The sequence below is a fragment of the uncultured Parabacteroides sp. genome, assembly GCF_905196875.1.
Lineage (GTDB): Bacteria > Bacteroidota > Bacteroidia > Bacteroidales > Tannerellaceae > Parabacteroides.
On sequence record NZ_CAJJWO010000006.1, the window covers coordinates 57,383 to 76,739 of the forward strand.

The 19,357-nt window shown below is 33.8% G+C and carries 17 protein-coding genes; all 17 read left to right on the plus strand.

Translation table 11 applies throughout. The annotated features are described in order from the left end of the window. Positions 1-114 precede the first annotated feature (114 nt). The 17 genes from QZ076_RS03735 to QZ076_RS03815 all read left to right on the plus strand — a co-directional run bounded on the left by QZ076_RS03735 (position 115) and on the right by QZ076_RS03815 (position 19,350). Positions 115-1,521, plus strand: coding sequence for a S41 family peptidase (locus QZ076_RS03735; RefSeq protein ID WP_293710482.1), 1,407 nt, complete (start codon positions 115-117; stop codon positions 1,519-1,521). 225 nt (positions 1,522-1,746) lie between these two features. Beyond that, the gene (locus tag QZ076_RS03740; protein ID WP_293710483.1) at positions 1,747-2,337 is read left to right on the plus strand and encodes an HU family DNA-binding protein; all 591 of its coding nucleotides are present in this window, start codon (positions 1,747-1,749) and stop codon (positions 2,335-2,337) included. A 138-nt stretch (positions 2,338-2,475) separates the two neighbouring features. Then, on the plus strand, positions 2,476-3,660 hold the full coding sequence (locus QZ076_RS03745) for an ATP-binding protein (RefSeq protein WP_293710485.1): 1,185 nt from the start codon (positions 2,476-2,478) through the stop codon (positions 3,658-3,660). A 180-nt stretch (positions 3,661-3,840) separates the two neighbouring features. Then, entirely contained in the window at positions 3,841-5,499 is a 1,659-nt protein-coding gene (locus QZ076_RS03750; protein WP_293710487.1) for a LuxR C-terminal-related transcriptional regulator, read from the plus strand. A gap of 189 nt (positions 5,500-5,688) precedes the next feature. Then, the gene (locus QZ076_RS03755; protein WP_293710488.1) at positions 5,689-6,087 is read left to right on the plus strand and encodes a DUF3244 domain-containing protein; all 399 of its coding nucleotides are present in this window, start codon (positions 5,689-5,691) and stop codon (positions 6,085-6,087) included. Positions 6,088-6,258: 171 nt separating this feature from the next. Next, on the plus strand, positions 6,259-6,786 hold the full coding sequence (locus QZ076_RS03760; protein WP_293710490.1) for a hypothetical protein: 528 nt from the start codon (positions 6,259-6,261) through the stop codon (positions 6,784-6,786). Between the two features lie 17 nt (positions 6,787-6,803). Beyond that, complete coding sequence (locus QZ076_RS03765) at positions 6,804-7,538, plus strand: hypothetical protein (RefSeq protein WP_293710492.1); 735 nt, start codon at positions 6,804-6,806, stop codon at positions 7,536-7,538. 145 nt (positions 7,539-7,683) lie between these two features. Continuing rightward, complete coding sequence (locus QZ076_RS03770) at positions 7,684-8,151, plus strand: beta-barrel fold lipoprotein (RefSeq protein WP_293710494.1); 468 nt, start codon at positions 7,684-7,686, stop codon at positions 8,149-8,151. Between the two features lie 30 nt (positions 8,152-8,181). Continuing rightward, positions 8,182-8,796, plus strand: coding sequence for a hypothetical protein (locus QZ076_RS03775; protein ID WP_293710496.1), 615 nt, complete (start codon positions 8,182-8,184; stop codon positions 8,794-8,796). Between the two features lie 167 nt (positions 8,797-8,963). Beyond that, entirely contained in the window at positions 8,964-10,118 is a 1,155-nt protein-coding gene (locus QZ076_RS03780; RefSeq protein WP_293710498.1) for a tail fiber domain-containing protein, read from the plus strand. A gap of 7 nt (positions 10,119-10,125) precedes the next feature. Continuing rightward, the gene (locus tag QZ076_RS03785; protein ID WP_293710500.1) at positions 10,126-10,578 is read left to right on the plus strand and encodes a hypothetical protein; all 453 of its coding nucleotides are present in this window, start codon (positions 10,126-10,128) and stop codon (positions 10,576-10,578) included. A 36-nt stretch (positions 10,579-10,614) separates the two neighbouring features. After that, positions 10,615-16,797 (plus strand): RHS repeat-associated core domain-containing protein, encoded by a 6,183-nt coding sequence (locus tag QZ076_RS03790; protein ID WP_293710502.1) that lies wholly within the window; start codon positions 10,615-10,617, stop codon positions 16,795-16,797. 60 nt (positions 16,798-16,857) lie between these two features. Then, complete coding sequence (locus QZ076_RS03795) at positions 16,858-17,268, plus strand: hypothetical protein (RefSeq protein ID WP_293710504.1); 411 nt, start codon at positions 16,858-16,860, stop codon at positions 17,266-17,268. Positions 17,269-17,384: 116 nt separating this feature from the next. Next, on the plus strand, positions 17,385-17,624 hold the full coding sequence (locus QZ076_RS03800; protein WP_293710506.1) for a barstar family protein: 240 nt from the start codon (positions 17,385-17,387) through the stop codon (positions 17,622-17,624). A gap of 83 nt (positions 17,625-17,707) precedes the next feature. After that, the gene (locus QZ076_RS03805; RefSeq protein WP_293710507.1) at positions 17,708-18,166 is read left to right on the plus strand and encodes a macro domain-containing protein; all 459 of its coding nucleotides are present in this window, start codon (positions 17,708-17,710) and stop codon (positions 18,164-18,166) included. 5 nt (positions 18,167-18,171) lie between these two features. After that, the gene (locus QZ076_RS03810; protein ID WP_293710508.1) at positions 18,172-18,630 is read left to right on the plus strand and encodes a hypothetical protein; all 459 of its coding nucleotides are present in this window, start codon (positions 18,172-18,174) and stop codon (positions 18,628-18,630) included. 177 nt (positions 18,631-18,807) lie between these two features. Beyond that, positions 18,808-19,350: an RNA polymerase sigma-70 factor gene (locus QZ076_RS03815; RefSeq protein WP_293710509.1), complete on the plus strand. Its 543-nt coding sequence runs from the start codon at positions 18,808-18,810 to the stop codon at positions 19,348-19,350. Positions 19,351-19,357 lie beyond the last annotated feature (7 nt).

The window sequence follows — 19,357 nt, forward strand, 5'->3', positions numbered from 1 at the left end:
GATGTGTCTACTGATGAGTGATTTTTTCAAAAATAAGAGAAAATCCTTCTACTTCTTTGTAACCATGAAAAGAAATAAATAGTCGAATAGACGAATAATATAAAGAAGTGAAGTATGAAAAGAATTTTTATCGTAGTATTCTCTTTATCGCTAGTGAGTCTTTCGGTGTTTTGTAAGAGTGAGCCAAAAAGTGAACAAAAACTTACAGTAAATGAAAAAGTGTATGGCCTATCTAAGCTATGGTCTGAAATAAGATATAATTTTGTTTATTGGGATCAGTTACCGATAAATTATGATAGTCTTTATAATGAAGCATTGTCGCGTATTTTGAACAGTGATACTGATTATGCATATTATAGAGAGTTGCAGCGTTTTGCTGTTAACATGAACGATGGGCATACGGATGTGTTGCTTCCCCCGGAGTTTTATAATATCTATAACCATTCAATACCTTTACGTACAAAATTGATTGATAATTGGGTTTTTGTGCGTGATGTCAGGAATGATACGCTTACTCAAAGGGGCATTGTCAGAGGTTTGGAAATACTGAAAATAAATAATATCGATGTTCATTCGCATGCAGAAAAGGAATTGTATCCCTTTATTGCTTCATCCACAGAACAATGGCGGAAAATGCTTGCTTTCAACAGTCAGTTGACCAGGGGATTTATTGATGAACCTGTTACGATCACTTTCAAAGATGCCAATGGCAGAATATTCGATGAAACGATATCCAGACGTATGACTGAAACATACATCCCTCTAAATGCTTATAAAGGAGGAATGTTTGATTCATTTATAAATCATCCTAAATTTGTTGCTTCTTTGGACTATCTGGATGAAAAGCTGAAAGATTATTTTTATTATGAAGAACTGGATGATAATATTACTTATTTGCGTATAAGTTCTTTTATGGGAGGAGAAGATTTAAGGGAGCAATTTGATCGTATATATAAGCAATTGAAGTCTTCATCGGCACTGATTATTGATGTCCGTGGAAATGTCGGTGGTAATACTGGAGCGGGTATGTATATATTGCAGCATCTTGCCCGTGAGTCTTTTCAGGGAAGTTCATGGGCTATCTCCACGTATGTGCCTCCTATTTATTCCGCGGGTAAAGAGACTGACTGGCACGAAGCTACGGTCATACATCCAATTGAAGGTAAAGACATTTACTCAAATCCTGTTGTTGTCTTAACGGATGAAGGTACATTTTCTGCTGGAGAAGATTTTTGTGTCGCATTTCGCAATATGAAAAGAGGAAAACTGATAGGGGCGACTACCGGTGGAAGCACTGGTAATCCTATGGAAATTACTTTGCCGGGAGATGTTCACGCTATGATATGTACTAAAAAAGATACATATCCTGATGGTTCTATATTTGTAGGAGTTGGGATCATACCGGATGTTGAAGTCAAAGAAACTGTTGAAAGTTTCATTCAGGAGAGAGATCCTGTTCTGGAAAAAGCAGTTCAACTGCTGAAAATCGAATATTCTTGTAAAAGAGGTGGGAGACTATAGAAAATAAGTATTCAATAGGATAATTCGCCTTATTCTTTCGTATCTTTGAACAGGGAAAAATCAATGGCTGATAATTATCGGCCGTATGGTTGATGGTTGTAAGCCGTATGGTCGATAATTATCAGCCATACGGCGGACGGTTGTCAACCACTGATTATATGCGATACTAATTTCAATTAGTATCGCATATAAATGAAAATAGTACGTAACCTAATAAATAATACTATGGCTATAAAATTTAAAGTTTATTCAACACCGAAACCCAACAGTCGGAAAGGAAGTAAGTTGAGCCATGCACGTGCAATCAGCCAGGGCACTTATAATCTGGAAAAAGTCTGCAAATTGATAAGCGAACGTTCGGCTGTTTCTTCGGCGGAGGTGAAAAGTGTGTTGGATTCATTTGCCTGGGTGATCGAACTGGCTCTGGAAGATGGTTGTCATGTGGAGTTGGATGATCTGGGATATTTCTCACCATCACTGAAAACTGTTCCGAGTAAGAAAGATGGAACCAAGAATACGGTTTACGTAGACGGGATCAACTATCGTTGTTCCACTTCTTTACGGGAAAAATTGCGTGGAATAGATTTGACGTATGTAAAGGAAAAAAAGAAACCGGATAGTTGGGAGGAGCGTAAAAAGAAACTATTGAGTTATATTGCTACCTGGGACAGTATCAGCCCGCGTGGCTATGCGGAAGCTGTCGGTTGCTCCCGGTATCGGGCTGAAACTGATCTGAAAAAATTTGTGGAGGAAGGTGTGCTTGTCAGGGTCGGATACCGGAATAAGGTGATGTATTTGTTGGCGAACAATGAATAGTAATGAGAGAGATGATCGGTTAAAGGACACAGTGTGCTGATTTGTATTGGATGGGATTTTGAAAAACTTAAGAGATTATTTTGTTTATATTTGAGTATTGAGTAAATTTACTCAGTTTATTGAGTAAATTTATATTGTATGTTTGAACGGTCTTATTTACAGGAGATTAAAGGTAGAATATCAGAGCCAAGAACATTCATTCAGGTGATTCTTGGCCCTCGTCAGGTGGGTAAAACAACGATGATAACGCAGTTGTTATCTCAAATATCGATTCCATACCTGTTTGAATCGGCAGATGCTGTTTTGGCTACGAACTCTACCTGGTTGCTACAGGTTTGGGAGACTGCCCGCTTGCAAATGAAGATGTCCGGAGCTTCGGAATATCTGCTCGTTATCGATGAAATACAAAAAATAGATAACTGGAGTGAAGTTGTTAAGCAGCAATGGGATCGGGACACACATGAGGGGATAAATATCAAAGTTATTCTGTTAGGATCCTCTCGGTTGTTGATTCAAAAAGGGTTAACCGAGTCGTTAGCCGGTCGTTTTGAAACTCTTTATCTGGGGCATTGGTCGTTCGCTGAGATGCAGGTTGCTTTTGGTTGGAGCATTGAACAATATGTGTATTTTGGCGGTTATCCGGGCTCCGCTTCATTGATAAAAGATGAAAGTCGTTGGAAGAATTATATAAATGATGCGCTTATTGAAACCAGTATATCAAAAGATATTTTGATGCTCACGCGAGTGGATAAGCCGGCTTTGTTGAAACGTCTGTTTGAACTAGGCTCTTTATATTCCGGGCAAATCCTTTCCTTTACAAAGATTGTCGGACAATTGCAGGATGCCGGCAACACGACAACTTTGGCTAATTATCTGAATTTATTGTCAGATTGTGGTCTTTTGGGCGGAGTGGAAAAATATGCAGGCGATATAATCCGTAAACGTTCGTCGAGTCCTAAATTTCAAGTTTATAATAATGCGTTAGTAACTGCTCAAAGCGATACTTCGTTTTCTGAGGTAACTGTGAATCCGAAAGAATGGGGGCGGTTAGTAGAGTCTTCTATCGGTGCTCATCTGATTAATCATTCTATATCGGAGCGTTATGGGCTTTATTATTGGCGTGAAGGTAATAACGAAGTCGATTTTATTATCGAGAAAGGAAGTAAGGTGATTGCCTTAGAAGTAAAGAGCGGGATACATGCAGATAATAAAGGAATGAAAATCTTTGCAGAGAAATATAATCCTGAAAAAGTATTGTTAGTCGGTACGGGGGGAATACCTTATGCCGACTTTCTAAGGATGAATCCGAAAGAACTGTTTTAGGCTTCGACATTCCGAAAACAATGCCATAAGTTGTTAGGATTGACAATTATGATTGAAAGGGAAAATCTTATTGAAAAATAACGGCTGTATATATTGTTTGAACAATTTTATTTGTGTAGTTTCGCGATTAGAGAGAATGTTGGAAAAAACAAAGAGACAACACAAATAATATATACAGTTATGAAAAAATATATACTACCTATCTTATTCATTCAGATGTTTTTATGCATTTCCTGCATATCTGGAAAATATGATGTGATATTTTCGGAATCAGAATCTCTTTTGGAAACTGATCCTGACAGTGCTTTATCAGTATTGGGCTCTATCCTTTATCCGGAAGAATTAAACACGAAGGAATATAATCGATATATCTTATTGAAAATTCAGGCTGAATATAAATCGTATCAGGATATTACATCCGATTCAACGATCCTTTCAGTAAAGGAGTATTATTTGAAAAAGAAGGATATTCATAATATAGCATTGTCTGCTTATTATTGTGGCTGCTATTACAATGAATGTGATAATAAAGAAAAAGCATTGAAAAATTATCTTTTTGCTTTAGATTATGCAGAGAAAGACAACAACTCAAAGTTGAAAGGTTTAATACATAGTGCAATAGGGAATATTTTATTGAATCAGCTTGATATAGAAGATGCTATATGTTATTTCCGTAAATCAACAGATTTTTATAAACAGGCGATCGATATAAAGAATGAGGCTAATTCGTATATTCAAATAGGGGATTGTTATCAGTATTTGGAGAAACCAGATAGTGCTTTACACTATTATGTGAAGTGTTTAAATCTGATTGATAAGAAAAAGATGTATAAGGAGCAATTTTATGTTAGACAAAATATTGGTGTTTTATACTCCAGAAATGGCGAGTATCTAAAAGCTGTTAATTATTTGAAGGAAGCTTTACTTTATGAATCAGATCAAGAAAATCGGATAAAAACATATAATGTTTTAGCCGAGGTATATGCACAAAATGGTCAATTGGATTCAGCCTATATTTATATCAATCAATCTTTGCAAAAGAAAGACAATATAAAAGATCTCTCTGTTAAAGCTTCTTTATATGAAATACTTTCAAGTATCCAAGAACAACAAGGTTGTTATTTCGCTGCATTAGAAAGTCATAAAAACTATTCAGATAATCTTTTATCAATATTTGCTTGTAAAGTTAATAATAATTTATTGGATTTTCAGAAAAAATATGATTACGAAAAAGTTCGTTTACATAATGTTCAGCTAAAATTGAATAGAACTTACCTTATAATTAATTTAGTGATTGCTTTATCAGTAATATTTGTTGTGATATTTGTTTTTTATAAAAGGAATAATTCTGATAAAAAGAAAATGACTGAATTAGAAGAAAAATTTCAACAGCTGAAAAATATGACTGAAAGCTTTGACGAAAAGGAAAAAACATTTAGATCCTATTTGCTTCGTCATTTTAATATTTTAAAAAAGACCGCTAATTTGGAAATTTATATAAAAAAAGGTAATTCTGCAAAAAGTGATTTTTGGCCCAAAAAATTCAATGAAATCCTTTATGGACGGGAGTCTTTGGATTGGAATGTATTGTATGGTGTAATGAATGAGTTACACGAAGATTTTTTTATTAAGTTGAGGGAATTGTATCCTCAATTAGATGAAACGGAATTTCGTATTATTTGTCTAACTTATACCAAATTCTCTAGTGATGAGATCGCTATTATTTTAGACCTTAGCGTAAATACGATTAATACCAAACGTTCAGCGATACGGAAGAGATTGGGGGTTGAGTCTTTTGGAAATTTGAATGATTTTTTGAATGAGAGATTGAATAAATGATTATTTCTAACAGTTCAAAAGTTTATAAAGGAATTGTATTCATTATTGTTTATACTCTTTATTATCAGCTATATATTTATTTTTTGATCTATTTAAAAGTTATATATCTGTAATGTACTATTGAGCAGATGTATCGATATGTATACTTTTGTCGTAAAAGATATTGTTTTTTATAAATATTTATCAAGTATGACAAAAGTGCTATTGTGTTTAATTATTCTTATGGGTAACCTAATGATTACTCATAGTCAGGGAAAAAAATATATTTCTTTTGAAAAGAAATATAATCGTGCCCGTTCTTCTCCGATTTCTTTGAATGGTCGTTTGTCTACACCAACGTCTCGTGGAATATCACCTGTACAGGCTTTTTTGAATGGAACATTTTTAGAGATTTACTTTTTATCTGATTTAGGTAAAATAGATATTACTATTATGAATAGTTGTAATGTGATACTTTATAATAATGTAGTATCTTTTTTAGATAATATGAATTTGTCTATAGATATGAGTAATTATTCAGAGGGAAAATATAAGATTGTATTTACAGATACTGAAGGATCTCAGCTGTTGGGTGATTTTGTTATATGAAGGATTTTTGATCTTGAATAATAATTATAATATGTGAGTCTGTTATGTTTGTGATCGTGTAAAATTGTAAAAATATGAATATGAAAATTATTAATTTTTTTTTTATCGTTTTTATTTGTGTTAATTGCTTTTTCTTGTTCTGATAAATTAGAATCAGAACAGATTCAGGAAATGACCAACGTATTAATTGACGACTATCCTATTGTGAATTCTTTAGGAGAACTTGATTTATTATTTGGCTATGATAATACTATGGGTATAGATATTTTGACAGAATCATTTCTGTCTAGTACAAAAGCTAATCCTCCTATCCAAACAAAAGAAGGATTTACAAGAAAGTACACTGTAAGACCGGAACAGAAAACACAATTTGGTCCTGATCTAGCAGCTTTAATCGGTGTAGAACCTTATCTTATCTATTTTGTAAGCTTAGATAGATATGAGAAAGATGTTTTTACAGAAGGGAAAAGATTTTTTCTTGTAGAATCTCCAAATTGTGGGGCAAAACCGATAATGGGAAGTAATGATGTAGAAACTAGTGATTTTGATAAACTAGGATATCGGATACAAAAAATAGGAAATCCAACGACACTGTCAACTCATCTTTACTATATTTCTGGATCTTTTAGTGGTTCAGCAGTAAGGAAAGCTTATCCAAGAATACCTGAAAAATTAGAGTGGAATTATATACTATTATAAATAATATAAAAATCATTATGTTTAGAATAAATGTTTATCTATTAATCTCCTTATTGTTTTTTTCCTGTCAGCAAGAGGGAGTTATGAGTTTTAATTCTGCAGCAAGTAATAGTATTGATTCTAATGCTTTAACAATGGATGAGATGAGAGAAAAAGCAGGAGATGTTGTATATGATGAAAATAATATTGATGAACTATTCTCTAGACTTGATTCTGTAACTACTGTGAATATGAATAAAAGGGGGTATATGAAAATAGAAAATTTAACACATATACAACCACGTTATAGTATTGATGATTTTACATATCATGCAAGTTATGGTAAAGATTACTATAGGATAGTTGAAGGGCAAAATTATGTTAAAATTAAAATGTATACAGAATTAGCTGATGCTATAAATAATGCTTACAGTGGTTCTTCATTTCATCCTATAAAAAGAAATAAAACGTATATATGTGCTTGGAGATATCTGGAAGTAGGTGTTAAACTTGGCGTAAATCAGTATTTTAGTCCTGTTAAATCTCCTAAATGCGCTTTAAAACCCTCAAATCGTCAACAATTATGGAATTGTTATAGAGATTATGAGGCTTACGAGACCTCTAGTGGTAGTAATGTTTGTATGCTATCTTATGTATTAGAAATAAAATTTTTGGATAGTGATGATATATTTAATCCTGGTTTTACTCATTATTGGTGGCCAAGGGAAGAAAAATCTGAATATCTATTTAATTATTCTATCTTAACTCTTTAATTGTGTTGAATGAAGTTAAGCCTTACAAATAATGTTTATGGTCTGTAAGGCCTATAGGACGTTGTTTATAATTTGGTAGTTGATTTTAGTTATATTTATAAGTGCTAATTTTTTTTATATGATATGCGTTAGGTTAAAAGTGTTGATGTTTATTTTGTTGACTCCTATGATTTCATGTGGGGAAAGTGATAGTAATTGTTTAAATCTTGGTCCAAAAGGAAAGTATATGATTGAGATATATCAGTCAGGTTCTTATTTGGATTTTTCAATATCTTCTACTGTTAGTGCAGGGAATTGTAATAGTATTCATTTCTATAATAATGATGGAAAACTATTTAATGATATTTATGAAGTTGGTCAAATAGATAATAAAAAATCTTTTGCAAAATATTATACTGATAATGATGCTACTTTTCTATCATTCGAATTGACAGCTATAAAAATAGGAGAGAGTAAAAAGGATTCAATGGTGATTAGAGCAAAGGGTTATTATAATGATGAAGAACTATTTGATTTAGAACATATATTTTTTGCATGGGATGAAAAAGATATAGATGAATGTGGTAAATTTAATATATATAATACAAATTTGGCGTTTTATTTGACCCGTTGATTTTTTATTTATTATTGAAATATGTTTATTATGAAAAGTGTTATTTGTCTTTTTATTTTTATGATCTTTATTTCTTCATGTGCAGAAGATAAATTTGAAAATATGTATTTTACAGAGTTTTCTTCGAGTGCAGAGAATAGTGAAGTGTTAATTGTTAACTCTTTGGATGATTTTAACTCTTTTATAAAAGGAAGAGAGGAATCTGTTTTTCAGTATTATGATCATTCTCCATATATTTCTTCTAAGGGATTTTTAGCACAAGGTGTTAAGGGGTATTCAAGAAAGATAGTAAGACAAAGTTTGCCCAAAATGCAATTTGGGAAGGATATGGCGAATAAGATAGGTGTTAATTCTTCTACGATTTATTCTGTACAATACTTAACAATAGAAGCAGATATAGATACTGAGGGAAAGAAGTTTTTTTCATATCCTTCTTGGAATTGTGGTGGAATGCCTGTTGTTGTAAATGGTAAAGAGGATACTGATTATGATCATATGGGTTATTCAATACGTAGTATAGGTAATCCTACTGTTCTTGCAACTCACTTAATATATGTTGATTGTACTTTTCCTCAAGGTTCTGCTGTAAAAAAATATTATCCACGAAGCCCAAAGGATTTAGAATGGAATTATAATTTATATTAGTTTGTCTAATTTGAAATTATATATATAATCAGCTAAGTCTGAAAGAGAGTGCTATGAGGTCTATAAGTGCTTGTTTTTTAGTGATTTATTGAATAGAAAAGCCTTTGGTTATTTTCCATGTTCTGCTGTTTATGTATTTAATTGTTGATAAAATGAAAAATGTTTTTATGAAAAAGAAGATTTACCTATTAACCGTTTTAATTATTTGTTTGTGTTTTACCTCAAATGCCCAGTTGAGATTATTGCAAAATGGACGTGTCCAGGTGGGGACACTTAGAACAGATCCGACAGAAGATCCTCTGAATGTAACAACCATGCAGGTATTTGGACCTTATGGTGATATGCGTTCCGGTTCAAAATTAACATTCGGTGATTTTGGACAATATCCCAATCAAGGGTGGAATGTCTTTATCGGGGAATATGGGTCGGACGATACGGATCAACTTTGGTTACATGGGAAAAGAGGTATCTATTTAACTACAAGTGGTCAAGCAAATAATATTGTAGCATATTACGCTCCGGCATCCAATAGTAATTTTATTTTTAATACGAATCTTCGGGTAAATGGTGTGAATATAACTTCGGATGCCCGGTTGAAAGAGAATGTTCAGACACTTCAAAATCCATTAAGTGTTGTAAGTCAGTTAAATGGGGTTAGTTATAATTATAAACTTTCTGAAATTAATAAATATCGTGAACAGGATGCATCAAAGTTTACTGAAGTTCAGAATATGCAGAATGGTGCAAATGTTTCTTCAAATGCCCCATTGACAGGTAAAGAGAATGATGATAGACTTTATCAGAATGCAGTTGATAGGAAAGAAGCAGAAGATGCCAGTCGCAAAAGAATCGGTTTTTTGGCACAAGATATAGAGAAAGTTTTGCCGGAGCTGGTACAGACAGACGAAAATGGAGTCAAGTCGATCGATTATATAGGTTTTATACCTCTGATCGTAGAAAGCCTCAAAGAAATGCAACAGACTATTCAGGCACAGCAGAACGAAATAGATATTTTGCAGAGCCTTTTGCCTGAGGAAAGTAGATCGCTACTGCGTTCAACATCTACAGGTAATATCCTTATTGAAGGAGCAAAATTATATAATAGAGCCGGAACCTCAGTTTCTTATACATTGCCTTCTACTTTTTCCAATGCATATTTGCAGGTGTTTGATATTGCTGGAAGAATGTTAAAGAAAATAACCTTGACGACCACAAGTGATACTCTGGAAATAAATCCATCCGAGATCGGTTTGGGAACGTTTATCTATGCGTTGTATGTGGACGGACAGAAAGCAGATACATTGAAGAAATTTGTAAACTGATTTTTCTATGAAAAGAGAAAATATGTTTATGGCATACATAAAGATATGTATGCTATCTTTCTTGTTATTTGGATTTGTGAATTCCTTATCTTCGAAAGATTTAAAAAACGGGAAAGAACTAAGTGATAATTCAGGTCGGATTGTATCTGATAGTCTAAGAACAGAGCAACTTTCAGACAGTATATCTGTCTTTGCTACAGGTTCATGTGTCAATACGTTTGAAAACCGGACAGTCTCTTCGACGGTTTCAGTTCAGGGGTGTAATACTCTTATTGTAAAGAATGTAACAATTACTAATAATGGAGATTTGACATTATCCGCACCGGATGCTGTTTTAATAAATGGTTCTTTTGAAGCAGAATTAGGAGGTGTCTTGAATATAAAAAAGAAAGAGGCTTCAATTGTTGAGTTTATTTACAATGCTTCCGGCAATAGAATTTTAAGGCGGGTTGTTTATTAAGTGTAACCTTCTAATTATTAAAGAATTTGCTTAGTTATGAATAAATATACAATATATTACATACTTATTTTTATCTACACTTGTTTCACAGGGGTAGCTCAAACTTTATTAGATCCACTCAACAGTGTAATTAATAACAGATTTATTGGCTGGACAGATGAAGATTATCGAGTTTATGAAGATTCTGTTTTTGCATCACTATATCCGCCGGTTATTGCCCAAAAAATGGATACTGTTATATTGGGAAATCAGGGTGAATCAAATGAGGGAACTTCAATAACTCCTTTGTTGACGGATAATATGCATGTTCCTAATTCTGTTGTATTAGATAAGACTAAAGCTGTCGGACAAATTGTTATTCAATCAGGGACGACATCAACAGGTGCAAAAACATATAATATCCCCATTGATGTATATCCCGGAATGAAAGGATTTAATCCGGATTTATCATTATTTTATAATAGCCAGCAAGGAAACAATGTAGTAGGAATTGGATGGTCTTTATCTGGTATTCCAATGATATCCAGAAGTGGAAAATCTGTATATTATGATGGTAAGTCGCAGGGTATTCAATTAAATAAGGAAGATATATTTGTTTTAAATGGTGTTCATTTAATTAAGAAAAGTGAAACAACCAGTAATATTATATATGAATCGGAGCAAGGAAATATAAAGGTAAAGTCTTACATTTCAGGAAATGTAACAAAATACTTCGAAGTCTTTTATCCGGACGGAAATAAAGGAATTTTTGGCTTTACGGCAAATACGGTGAACAATTTATTTTATCCAATAATTTCTCTTTCAGACTTAAAAGGAAATAAGATCGATTATTCATATACTTATGTAGATAATCATTATCGGATATCTAAGATTGTGTATAATGGGGCTTCTATCGAATTTCAATATCAGACATCTCGCCCTGATCCAGTTCTTTTTTACAGTGGAGGGCTGAAAGTGAATGAAACAAATTTATTACAAAATATTGTATGTAAATTAGGTTCATCTGTTTTAGGTACTTATGCATTGTCTTATACAACTCAAAACAACTTGTCACTTTTAACAAAAATCGATTATAGGGCGAATGGCAATTCTTATAATCCTTTGCTTTTTTATTATGGAGAGGGAGTGATTGCGAATACCTATACTGAATCTGTAACTCAATTACTTGAGTGGTATAAGGCTGATGATCCGGCAATGATCAAAGTTGCCAAAGGAAAATTTGATTATGACAGTGGAGCTGATGGATTGATTTCGTTGCCAAATCAAAATCCCTATTGGAAGCATTATCGTCATTCAACTTCCTTCCGTCATTCTCAAAATAGATTCGATAATAATTATACCGGAGATGAAAAGATTTTTTTGTATGCAGGTTTGACCGATAATATGGCAAGTCCGATGCCTAATTTATTAACGGAAAAAGGTTTTGTAGATATTATTTGTGCAGATATAGAAGGACAACAGGAAGAATATGTGATTAAAATCAATAATCAGGTTGTGAATGATAAGGATCAGGTTACATTCCATGTATATCGTTCGAATCTTTACTCTGGTTTAAGTAAGAAGTATACACGAACTTTCAGTTTTCCAACTGTTTATACAGATGCAGATGATGGTAAAAGTATCCAACCAAAATACTATTACTCAGGAGATTTTAATGGTGATGGGAAAATGGAAATACTAGCAGTCTCTTGTCATCAACCATTTGGAGATACCAGTAAACCTTCTACATGTTATTTGTTTGATTTAGCTGGTAATCGTATTCTTTATCAAAATCATGTTTTCCCTTATTCCGTTGATTTTGTAGGGACGCAGCAGACTGATCCAAAAGTTGCAGCAAATAATACTGATAAACTTTTTGTAATGGATTATGATGGTGACGGGAAAAGTGATATTTGCCACGTTGGTGTAAACGGAGTTAGTATTTATACATTTGATGTATCAGGAACTTCTTGGTCTTCTCGTAAAATAGGCACTTATACGGGGTTAAAAAGAGCAGATTTAGCAAATCGAGCTTTGTTGTTAGGTGAAATAAACGGAGATGGTTTGATGGATTTACTTGTTTCTCCTTCAAATGAAACGGGTGCAGCAAATCTTTATACATGGACTTCCTATAACTCAACAGGTAATGGTCAGTTTGACAAATCAACATTTAGCGGGACTTATAATCCTAGTTCCGCTAAAGAGGGATTTATCATGCAGGATATCAATGGAGATGGTATGACTGATCTTGTGAAATACAGTTCAAGTGGATTTTTTACGTATTTGGCAAAAAACAATAGTGTGGGTATTTCTACCTGTTATGAAAGTTTTCCTTCAACAGGATCAATATTGGTTCCAACGAATATAAATACACATAGCTATTTTACGCAGTTGATCAGTTTAAAGGAGGGAAAAGTAACTAAATATTCTTTTTCAAGAAATGATAGCAAGGAAGTTTTGGCTACAGGTATGGTAAATAGCTTGGGAGTTATTGAAAAGAATAAATATCAGTTAATCAATGAAGAAGGGATAGGTTCTGGAGTTTATTCAAAAGGAACAGGTGCTGTTTTTCCTTACGTGAATATTCACGAACCGATAGCAGTTTTAGCCTCTTTTGAAACATATATGAATAAAGAAAAAATCGATAACAGTCGTTTTCTTTATCGTAATGCTGTTATTCACCGTCAAGGTTTAGGTTTTCGGGGATTTGAAACTATAACATGTTATAACAAAAGAGGGCAAAGTCTGGTACAGACCTACGAACCTTATCGTTATAGTGTTTTGAAAAGTGAAATTTCACCTGAATTTAAGAAAACCTATAATTATGCTGTTGATGTACAAACAGATAAAATTGTAAAAATCAGACTAAATAGTAAAGTAGAGGAGGATTTGTTGAAGAAAACCTCTGCCAGTAAATCGTTTATTTATGATACTTATGGATATCCAACGCAAGAAATAACTGCATATACCGGGAATATAAGTATAAAAAAAACAAATGTGTACAGTTCAAAAGTAGAAGTCAGTGATGGTTATTATCTGGGTTTTCTAACAGACCAGACAGTGGCGGTAACTCGTGGAGCGTCTACTTATACGGAGCGCATGAGCATTTCTTCGCATGTTTCGGGGCTTCCTTTGACAAGGATATATTATGTGGATGGAAATCAGTCAAAATATCAGACATTTATATATGATGCAAAGGGTAATGTAACATCGGAATCTTCAAAACTTTATTCATCAACGAATTCTTTGACGACATCTTATTTATATGATACTTATGGCCGTTTATCTGAAGTAACCAATCCTCTAGGTTTAAAGAATAAGTATGTATATAATTCAACAGGAAGGGTAGAGTCCATAAAAGATCATCGGGGTGGCTCTACTTCATATATTTATGATGTATTTGGGCGAGAAAAATCAGTGACAATGCCTGATAATACAACTCTTACTACTGATTATCAATGGTCGGAAGAAGGAGTGAATGGTCTTTATTCTATCAAAAAATCGAGTACGGGGAAACCTGTGTTGCGGACTGTTTACGATGCATTAAATCGCAATGTGAGAAATAGCGAAACCCGATTTGACGGAACAGTTATTAATACTGATCGACTATATGATTCCTATGGTAATTTGCAAAAAGTATCTTTACCCTTCCCCGGAAGTAGCCCTTCTATATGGAATACATATACATATGATAACTTTGATCGGATAACTTCTTATGTAGAAGCATCCGGTAGGAAAACAACTTACAGTTATAACGGTAATAGCGTGACAACTGTTGAAGATAAAATATCTGCTACAAGAAATTATGATGTACAAAATAATCTCATTTCGGTAACAGACCCAGCCGGGACGATTACCTATAATTTATATGCAGACGGTCTACCTATATCCATCGTGGCTCCCGGTAATGTCACGACATCATTTGGATATGATAAATATCGGAGACGGACTAGCATGGATGACCCTAGCCAAGGGAGAACAATCTATAAGTATGATACTTCCGGAAATGTATATGAAGAAACACATGCTGATGGTAAAATCATTCAGTCCGGATATGATTCATATAATCGGTTGAAATCGGTTACAACTCCGGAATTTGTTACAACTTATACTTATAATGAAAAGGATGAGTTAACTGGTATATCGACAAATAATGGGACTGCAAAAACATTTGCCTATGATGTTGCCGGGCGATTGACAACCTGGAAAGAAAGTGCAGTAGATAATAAGTGGCTTCAAAAAATATATACTTATGCAGATGGAAATATTAGTTCTATAAAATACACGTCACAGTCGGGTGTTTTAGCTACGGAGAATTATATTTATGCTTATGGTCACCTAAGTGAAATGAAACTGAATGGTCAGACAACCGTTTATAAATTGTCTAAAGAAAATTCATATGGACAGCCGACAGAAGTTGTGACCGGTGGAATAACTCGTAAGTATGATTTTACAGCCTACGGTTTACCTTCAGGTAGAAGTTCAAGTGGTTTTTCGAAAACCTATCAGAATTTTGCTTATACATTTGATCCGACAACTAGCAATTTGTTAAATAGGAAAGATGTTCCCCGAGGTAAAACTGAATTTTTTGAGTATGATGATCTGAATCGCTTGACTAATTACACAAATCAGTTAGTTTCTTATGATGCTAAAGGTAATCTTTTGAGTAAAAGTGATGTTGGTACTTTTGAGTATACGAATGATCAAAAGCCTTATGCAATATCCGGAGCTGTGGCTGAGAGTGGAATTCCAGCAAGAGATCAAGAGGTAACTTATAACTCATTTTGGCGTCCAAATTCAATCAGTGAAAATAACTATGTAGCAGCATTTACTTATAATGGGGAATATGATCGGGTAAAAATGTCTTTGGCTAAAAATGGTAGTCATGCATTAACCCGCTATTACATGGGTGGGTGTTATGAATTGGAGCAAAGTTCGTCTTCAACCTCGGAAAGGCTCTATCTGTTTGGTGATTATTACAACGCTGCAGCTGTGTATATAAAAGATAATTCCGGAGGCAATCTTTATTATATTCTTCGGGATTATTTGGGAAGTATTATGCAGGTTGTTTCTTCTGATGGAACTTTGAAACAGGAATTAAGTTATGACGCATGGGGACGACTACGAGATCCGGTTACAGGCGTTGTCTATGCTTCGGATGAGGAACCGGATTTGTTTTTAGGTAGAGGATACACAGGGCACGAGCATCTGCCTTGGTTTGGTATTGTTAATATGAATGCTCGGTTGTATGATCCTGTCGTTGGGCGATTTCTTTCTCCGGACCCTTATGTCCAGGCTCCTGATTTTTCACAAAACTTTAATAGGTACGCATATGCTATGAATAATCCGCTCCGCTATGTGGATGAAAATGGAGAATTTATACATATAATTATCGGTGCAATTATTGGAGGAACTGTAAATTTGATTTATAAAGCAGTATCAGGTCAATTGCATAGTTTTAAAGATGGCTTTGTCGCATTTGGAATTGGAGCAGCTGCCGGTGGACTAGGTGCTGCAACAGGAGGACTGGCATTTGCAGCAGCTGGTGGTGCAGCTGGCGGAATAGGAGGATTTTTGGCTGGGGCAGCCGGAGGTGCTGCGGGGACAGCTGCTATGATGCCTGTTCAAAGTGCCGGTAATAGTTTGTATTTTGGTGATCCGTTCATGTCATTAAAAGATTATGCAATAGGTATAGCCGGTGGAGCTTTAACAGGTGGAATCGCAAATGGAAGTATAGCTGCTCTAAAGGGAAATAATTTCTGGACTGGCAAAGAGGTACAATTTGGGAGAGGAACTTTTTCATTTAACAATACTGCGACTCGTCCTGCTCCAGAGATGAGGTTGTTGGAAGCACCAACTCCTTCGTTAAATGTAGAACAACCGGCGGTTGGAGCTGCTAATGATAAGTTAAGTAATTTGGCCTCTACTATTAAAGATCAAACGGAACAAACTCGATCTTTGCCATATGCAGTAACTGATAAGGGGGTTGTTTTACCTAATGATGTAAAATATCAGATACCGAGTAATTACGTAGTGAATCCCAAAGCGAATATTCCTAATTCAACATCATATGGAATAATGAAAAATGGAGAATTTATTGAAAAACTGAGAATAGATGCAGCGACTCCGCCAGGGATGAAAGGACCAAGTCAAAGTCACTATCATTTAAATATGAAAGGTAGACATTATATGCCTGGAGGAAAGTCAGACCCTGGATTTGGAGTGAAAATTAAGTTTTAATTGTTATATTTGATCTCATTTAATGTGTGTAATGATTTTTATTTGTAAATAATGATTTATATGAAATTATTTTTTGATTATTTTTATCATGATGTAATGATAAAAAGTATATTTTATAATTTAAATGAAGTTGATGGGAAGAATTCACTATCATTTGTATTAGATAATAGTGAACTTGATAGCGATGAAGATATTGGCTCCGAAAATTATGAATATTTTAAGGATCTGAAATGTATATTCGAAAAAGTACATCAATCAAGTGTTAATCTATACCAGAATGTTAGAGGCAATTATTTTATTTTATCTTCAGAGATTAGTGATACTGATCCTTTTCTTATAGAATATAAAAGTGGAATGGATAAGATTATTCCAATAGATATATTTAATGAGTTGAAGTGTTATTCTATTTATACAACAGGGGGTATTATAAAGATAATATCAGCAAATGATGTCGTAGTTTTGGAGGAATAAAGCTAGATAAATATTGGGTTATACCATTCCTGTCTTGTTGCTGAAACGAATGTTGTAATACCAGATTTATATATGGGACTGTATTTGATAGAAACTAACTTTGTAAAAAGTGGTATATGGATAATTTTTTGTTTTTGCAATCGTATGAACCACCAGTAACTAAAGATATCTTTTTTGTATGGGTTCCATCGGTAAATACAAAGGATGATTTGTTTAAGAATTTGTCTACAGCTTTGAATTTTCCTGGTTATTTCGGTTATAATTGGGACGCTTTGCTTGATTTATTTCTGGATTTTACCTGGATTATCGCCGATGGACTTAAATGTATATATGAAGATACTGGAGGAAAGTTCTAAGGTCTGGAATGACGCAACAGAGCATGTATTGGTATTTCTTTTTTGTAAAGATGATAAAGATGAAATTTTAAAAACAGAAAGTAATGGTTCATTTTATTAAAGAAGGAGACATTTTCTCTTTAAAAGGTGTTTCAAGTTATGCTCATGGTTGTAATTGTGCAGGTGCTATGGGAAAGGGTATCGCATTGCAATTTAGAAATAGATATCCAGCTATGTATAAGGAGTATAAGCTGTTGTGTCAATGTGGGCAATTTAATCCTGGTGATGTCTTTGACTATAATTATGGTGAAGGATATGTTTATAATCTGGCAACACAAGTATCTTGGCGAACTCAAGCAAAAATAGAATATATCGAAAATGCTTTGAATGTGATGTGTAAATTAGCAGTCTCTCAAAATGTAAAATCAATAGCTTTGCCAGCGATAGGTGCAGGGCTTGGCGGTTTGCATTGGGAGGAAGTAAAGGTTGTTATTAAAGATATTTCTTTGCTTTATTCTACTGTGGATTTATACGTGGTGGAAACATATCGTGCAATTGTGTGAAAAATATGATTAATATAAATAATATATCTTCTCGCCGAATTGATTCAATTTCAATAGATAATAATGAGAATATTAATATATCTAACTCAATTATTGATGAGATAAATTTTACTTCTTTAATTTTTTCGAAGAAGGTTTATATTTGTAACTGTATAATTGACAAATTAGTGATTCATTCTAGTTGGTTTGAAGGAGGATTGCATTTTGTTGATAATATAGTTCTTTCTGATATTGACTACCAAATGGGTGGGCATAACATTGCTGACTTTATTTTAGAAAGAAATATCTTTAATGGTTTCTTTAGTTTTTTTGATTGCCAATTTGAAGGTAATGTTATAATTAAAGATAATATTTTTAAGAAAGGTAGTGATCTTTTTTTGAACGAAAATAAAGGTTTTGATAACTCATTCGAACGACAACTGGTTGTAGAGAACAATATAGGTCGTCTGGATATGTTTTCATAATGACCATTTAGGTTCTCCCTGATTGATAACGAATGCTTCTGGTGGTGAGGTACATGAAACCGGAATGGAATTTCATATCGTTGTTAATATCTTACTGGTCATGTCTTGCGTATTTAATCTTTTTATCTACATTTGTTTGTGATAAGGATTTTACCGTAAGACATTAAAAGGAGATTGATGGATTTCGAGAGTTTTTATATAACATGGTACTCGCGTGTTAAGCACTTTGCACGCGACTATGTCCTTTCTGAAGAAGAAGCAGAGAACATTACACAAGATGTTTTTCTTGATTTCTATCAAAAGAGAGATTCACTGGATTTTCATATAAACGTAATAGCTTATTTATTTACATCTGTGAAGAACAGATGTATCGATTATCTGCGTCGTAAACTATTGGAGCAGGAAGCAGCTTCGAGGATGCAGGAAGATTTTGATTTGTCCTTCCGTATGAAGTTTGATTCTTTGGAAGCGTTCGATGTGGACGGGCTTTCGGAGGATAATATAAAGGATATAATAGAAAAAGCACTTAACGCACTTCCCGAACGGTGCCGGGAAATATTCATATTAAGTAAACTGGAAGGAAAAAAGCAGAAAGAGATAGCAGAAGAATTGAATGTGTCTGTAAAAACCATTGAAACACAGATGACTATCGCTTATAAAAAATTAAGAGAGGAGTTAAAAAACTATTTACCGCTATTGATGTTTATTTTGTCCTTTTGATAAGGCG

Excerpts from the sequence above, each read along its gene's own strand:
- QZ076_RS03735 (WP_293710482.1), top strand. The coding sequence starts at position 115 with ATGAAAAGAATTTTTATCGTAGTATTCTCTTTATCGCTAGTGAGTCTT.
- QZ076_RS03740 (WP_293710483.1), top strand. The coding sequence starts at position 1,747 with ATGGCTATAAAATTTAAAGTTTATTCAACACCGAAACCCAACAGTCGG.
- QZ076_RS03745 (WP_293710485.1), top strand. The coding sequence starts at position 2,476 with ATGTTTGAACGGTCTTATTTACAGGAGATTAAAGGTAGAATATCAGAG.
- QZ076_RS03750 (WP_293710487.1), top strand. The coding sequence starts at position 3,841 with ATGAAAAAATATATACTACCTATCTTATTCATTCAGATGTTTTTATGC.
- QZ076_RS03755 (WP_293710488.1), top strand. The coding sequence starts at position 5,689 with ATGACAAAAGTGCTATTGTGTTTAATTATTCTTATGGGTAACCTAATG.
- QZ076_RS03760 (WP_293710490.1), top strand. The coding sequence starts at position 6,259 with ATGACCAACGTATTAATTGACGACTATCCTATTGTGAATTCTTTAGGA.
- QZ076_RS03765 (WP_293710492.1), top strand. The coding sequence starts at position 6,804 with ATGTTTAGAATAAATGTTTATCTATTAATCTCCTTATTGTTTTTTTCC.
- QZ076_RS03770 (WP_293710494.1), top strand. The coding sequence starts at position 7,684 with ATGTTTATTTTGTTGACTCCTATGATTTCATGTGGGGAAAGTGATAGT.
- QZ076_RS03775 (WP_293710496.1), top strand. The coding sequence starts at position 8,182 with ATGAAAAGTGTTATTTGTCTTTTTATTTTTATGATCTTTATTTCTTCA.
- QZ076_RS03780 (WP_293710498.1), top strand. The coding sequence starts at position 8,964 with ATGAAAAAGAAGATTTACCTATTAACCGTTTTAATTATTTGTTTGTGT.
- QZ076_RS03785 (WP_293710500.1), top strand. The coding sequence starts at position 10,126 with ATGAAAAGAGAAAATATGTTTATGGCATACATAAAGATATGTATGCTA.
- QZ076_RS03790 (WP_293710502.1), top strand. The coding sequence starts at position 10,615 with ATGAATAAATATACAATATATTACATACTTATTTTTATCTACACTTGT.
- QZ076_RS03795 (WP_293710504.1), top strand. The coding sequence starts at position 16,858 with ATGAAATTATTTTTTGATTATTTTTATCATGATGTAATGATAAAAAGT.
- QZ076_RS03800 (WP_293710506.1), top strand. The coding sequence starts at position 17,385 with ATGGATAATTTTTTGTTTTTGCAATCGTATGAACCACCAGTAACTAAA.
- QZ076_RS03805 (WP_293710507.1), top strand. The coding sequence starts at position 17,708 with ATGGTTCATTTTATTAAAGAAGGAGACATTTTCTCTTTAAAAGGTGTT.
- QZ076_RS03810 (WP_293710508.1), top strand. The coding sequence starts at position 18,172 with ATGATTAATATAAATAATATATCTTCTCGCCGAATTGATTCAATTTCA.
- QZ076_RS03815 (WP_293710509.1), top strand. The coding sequence starts at position 18,808 with ATGGATTTCGAGAGTTTTTATATAACATGGTACTCGCGTGTTAAGCAC.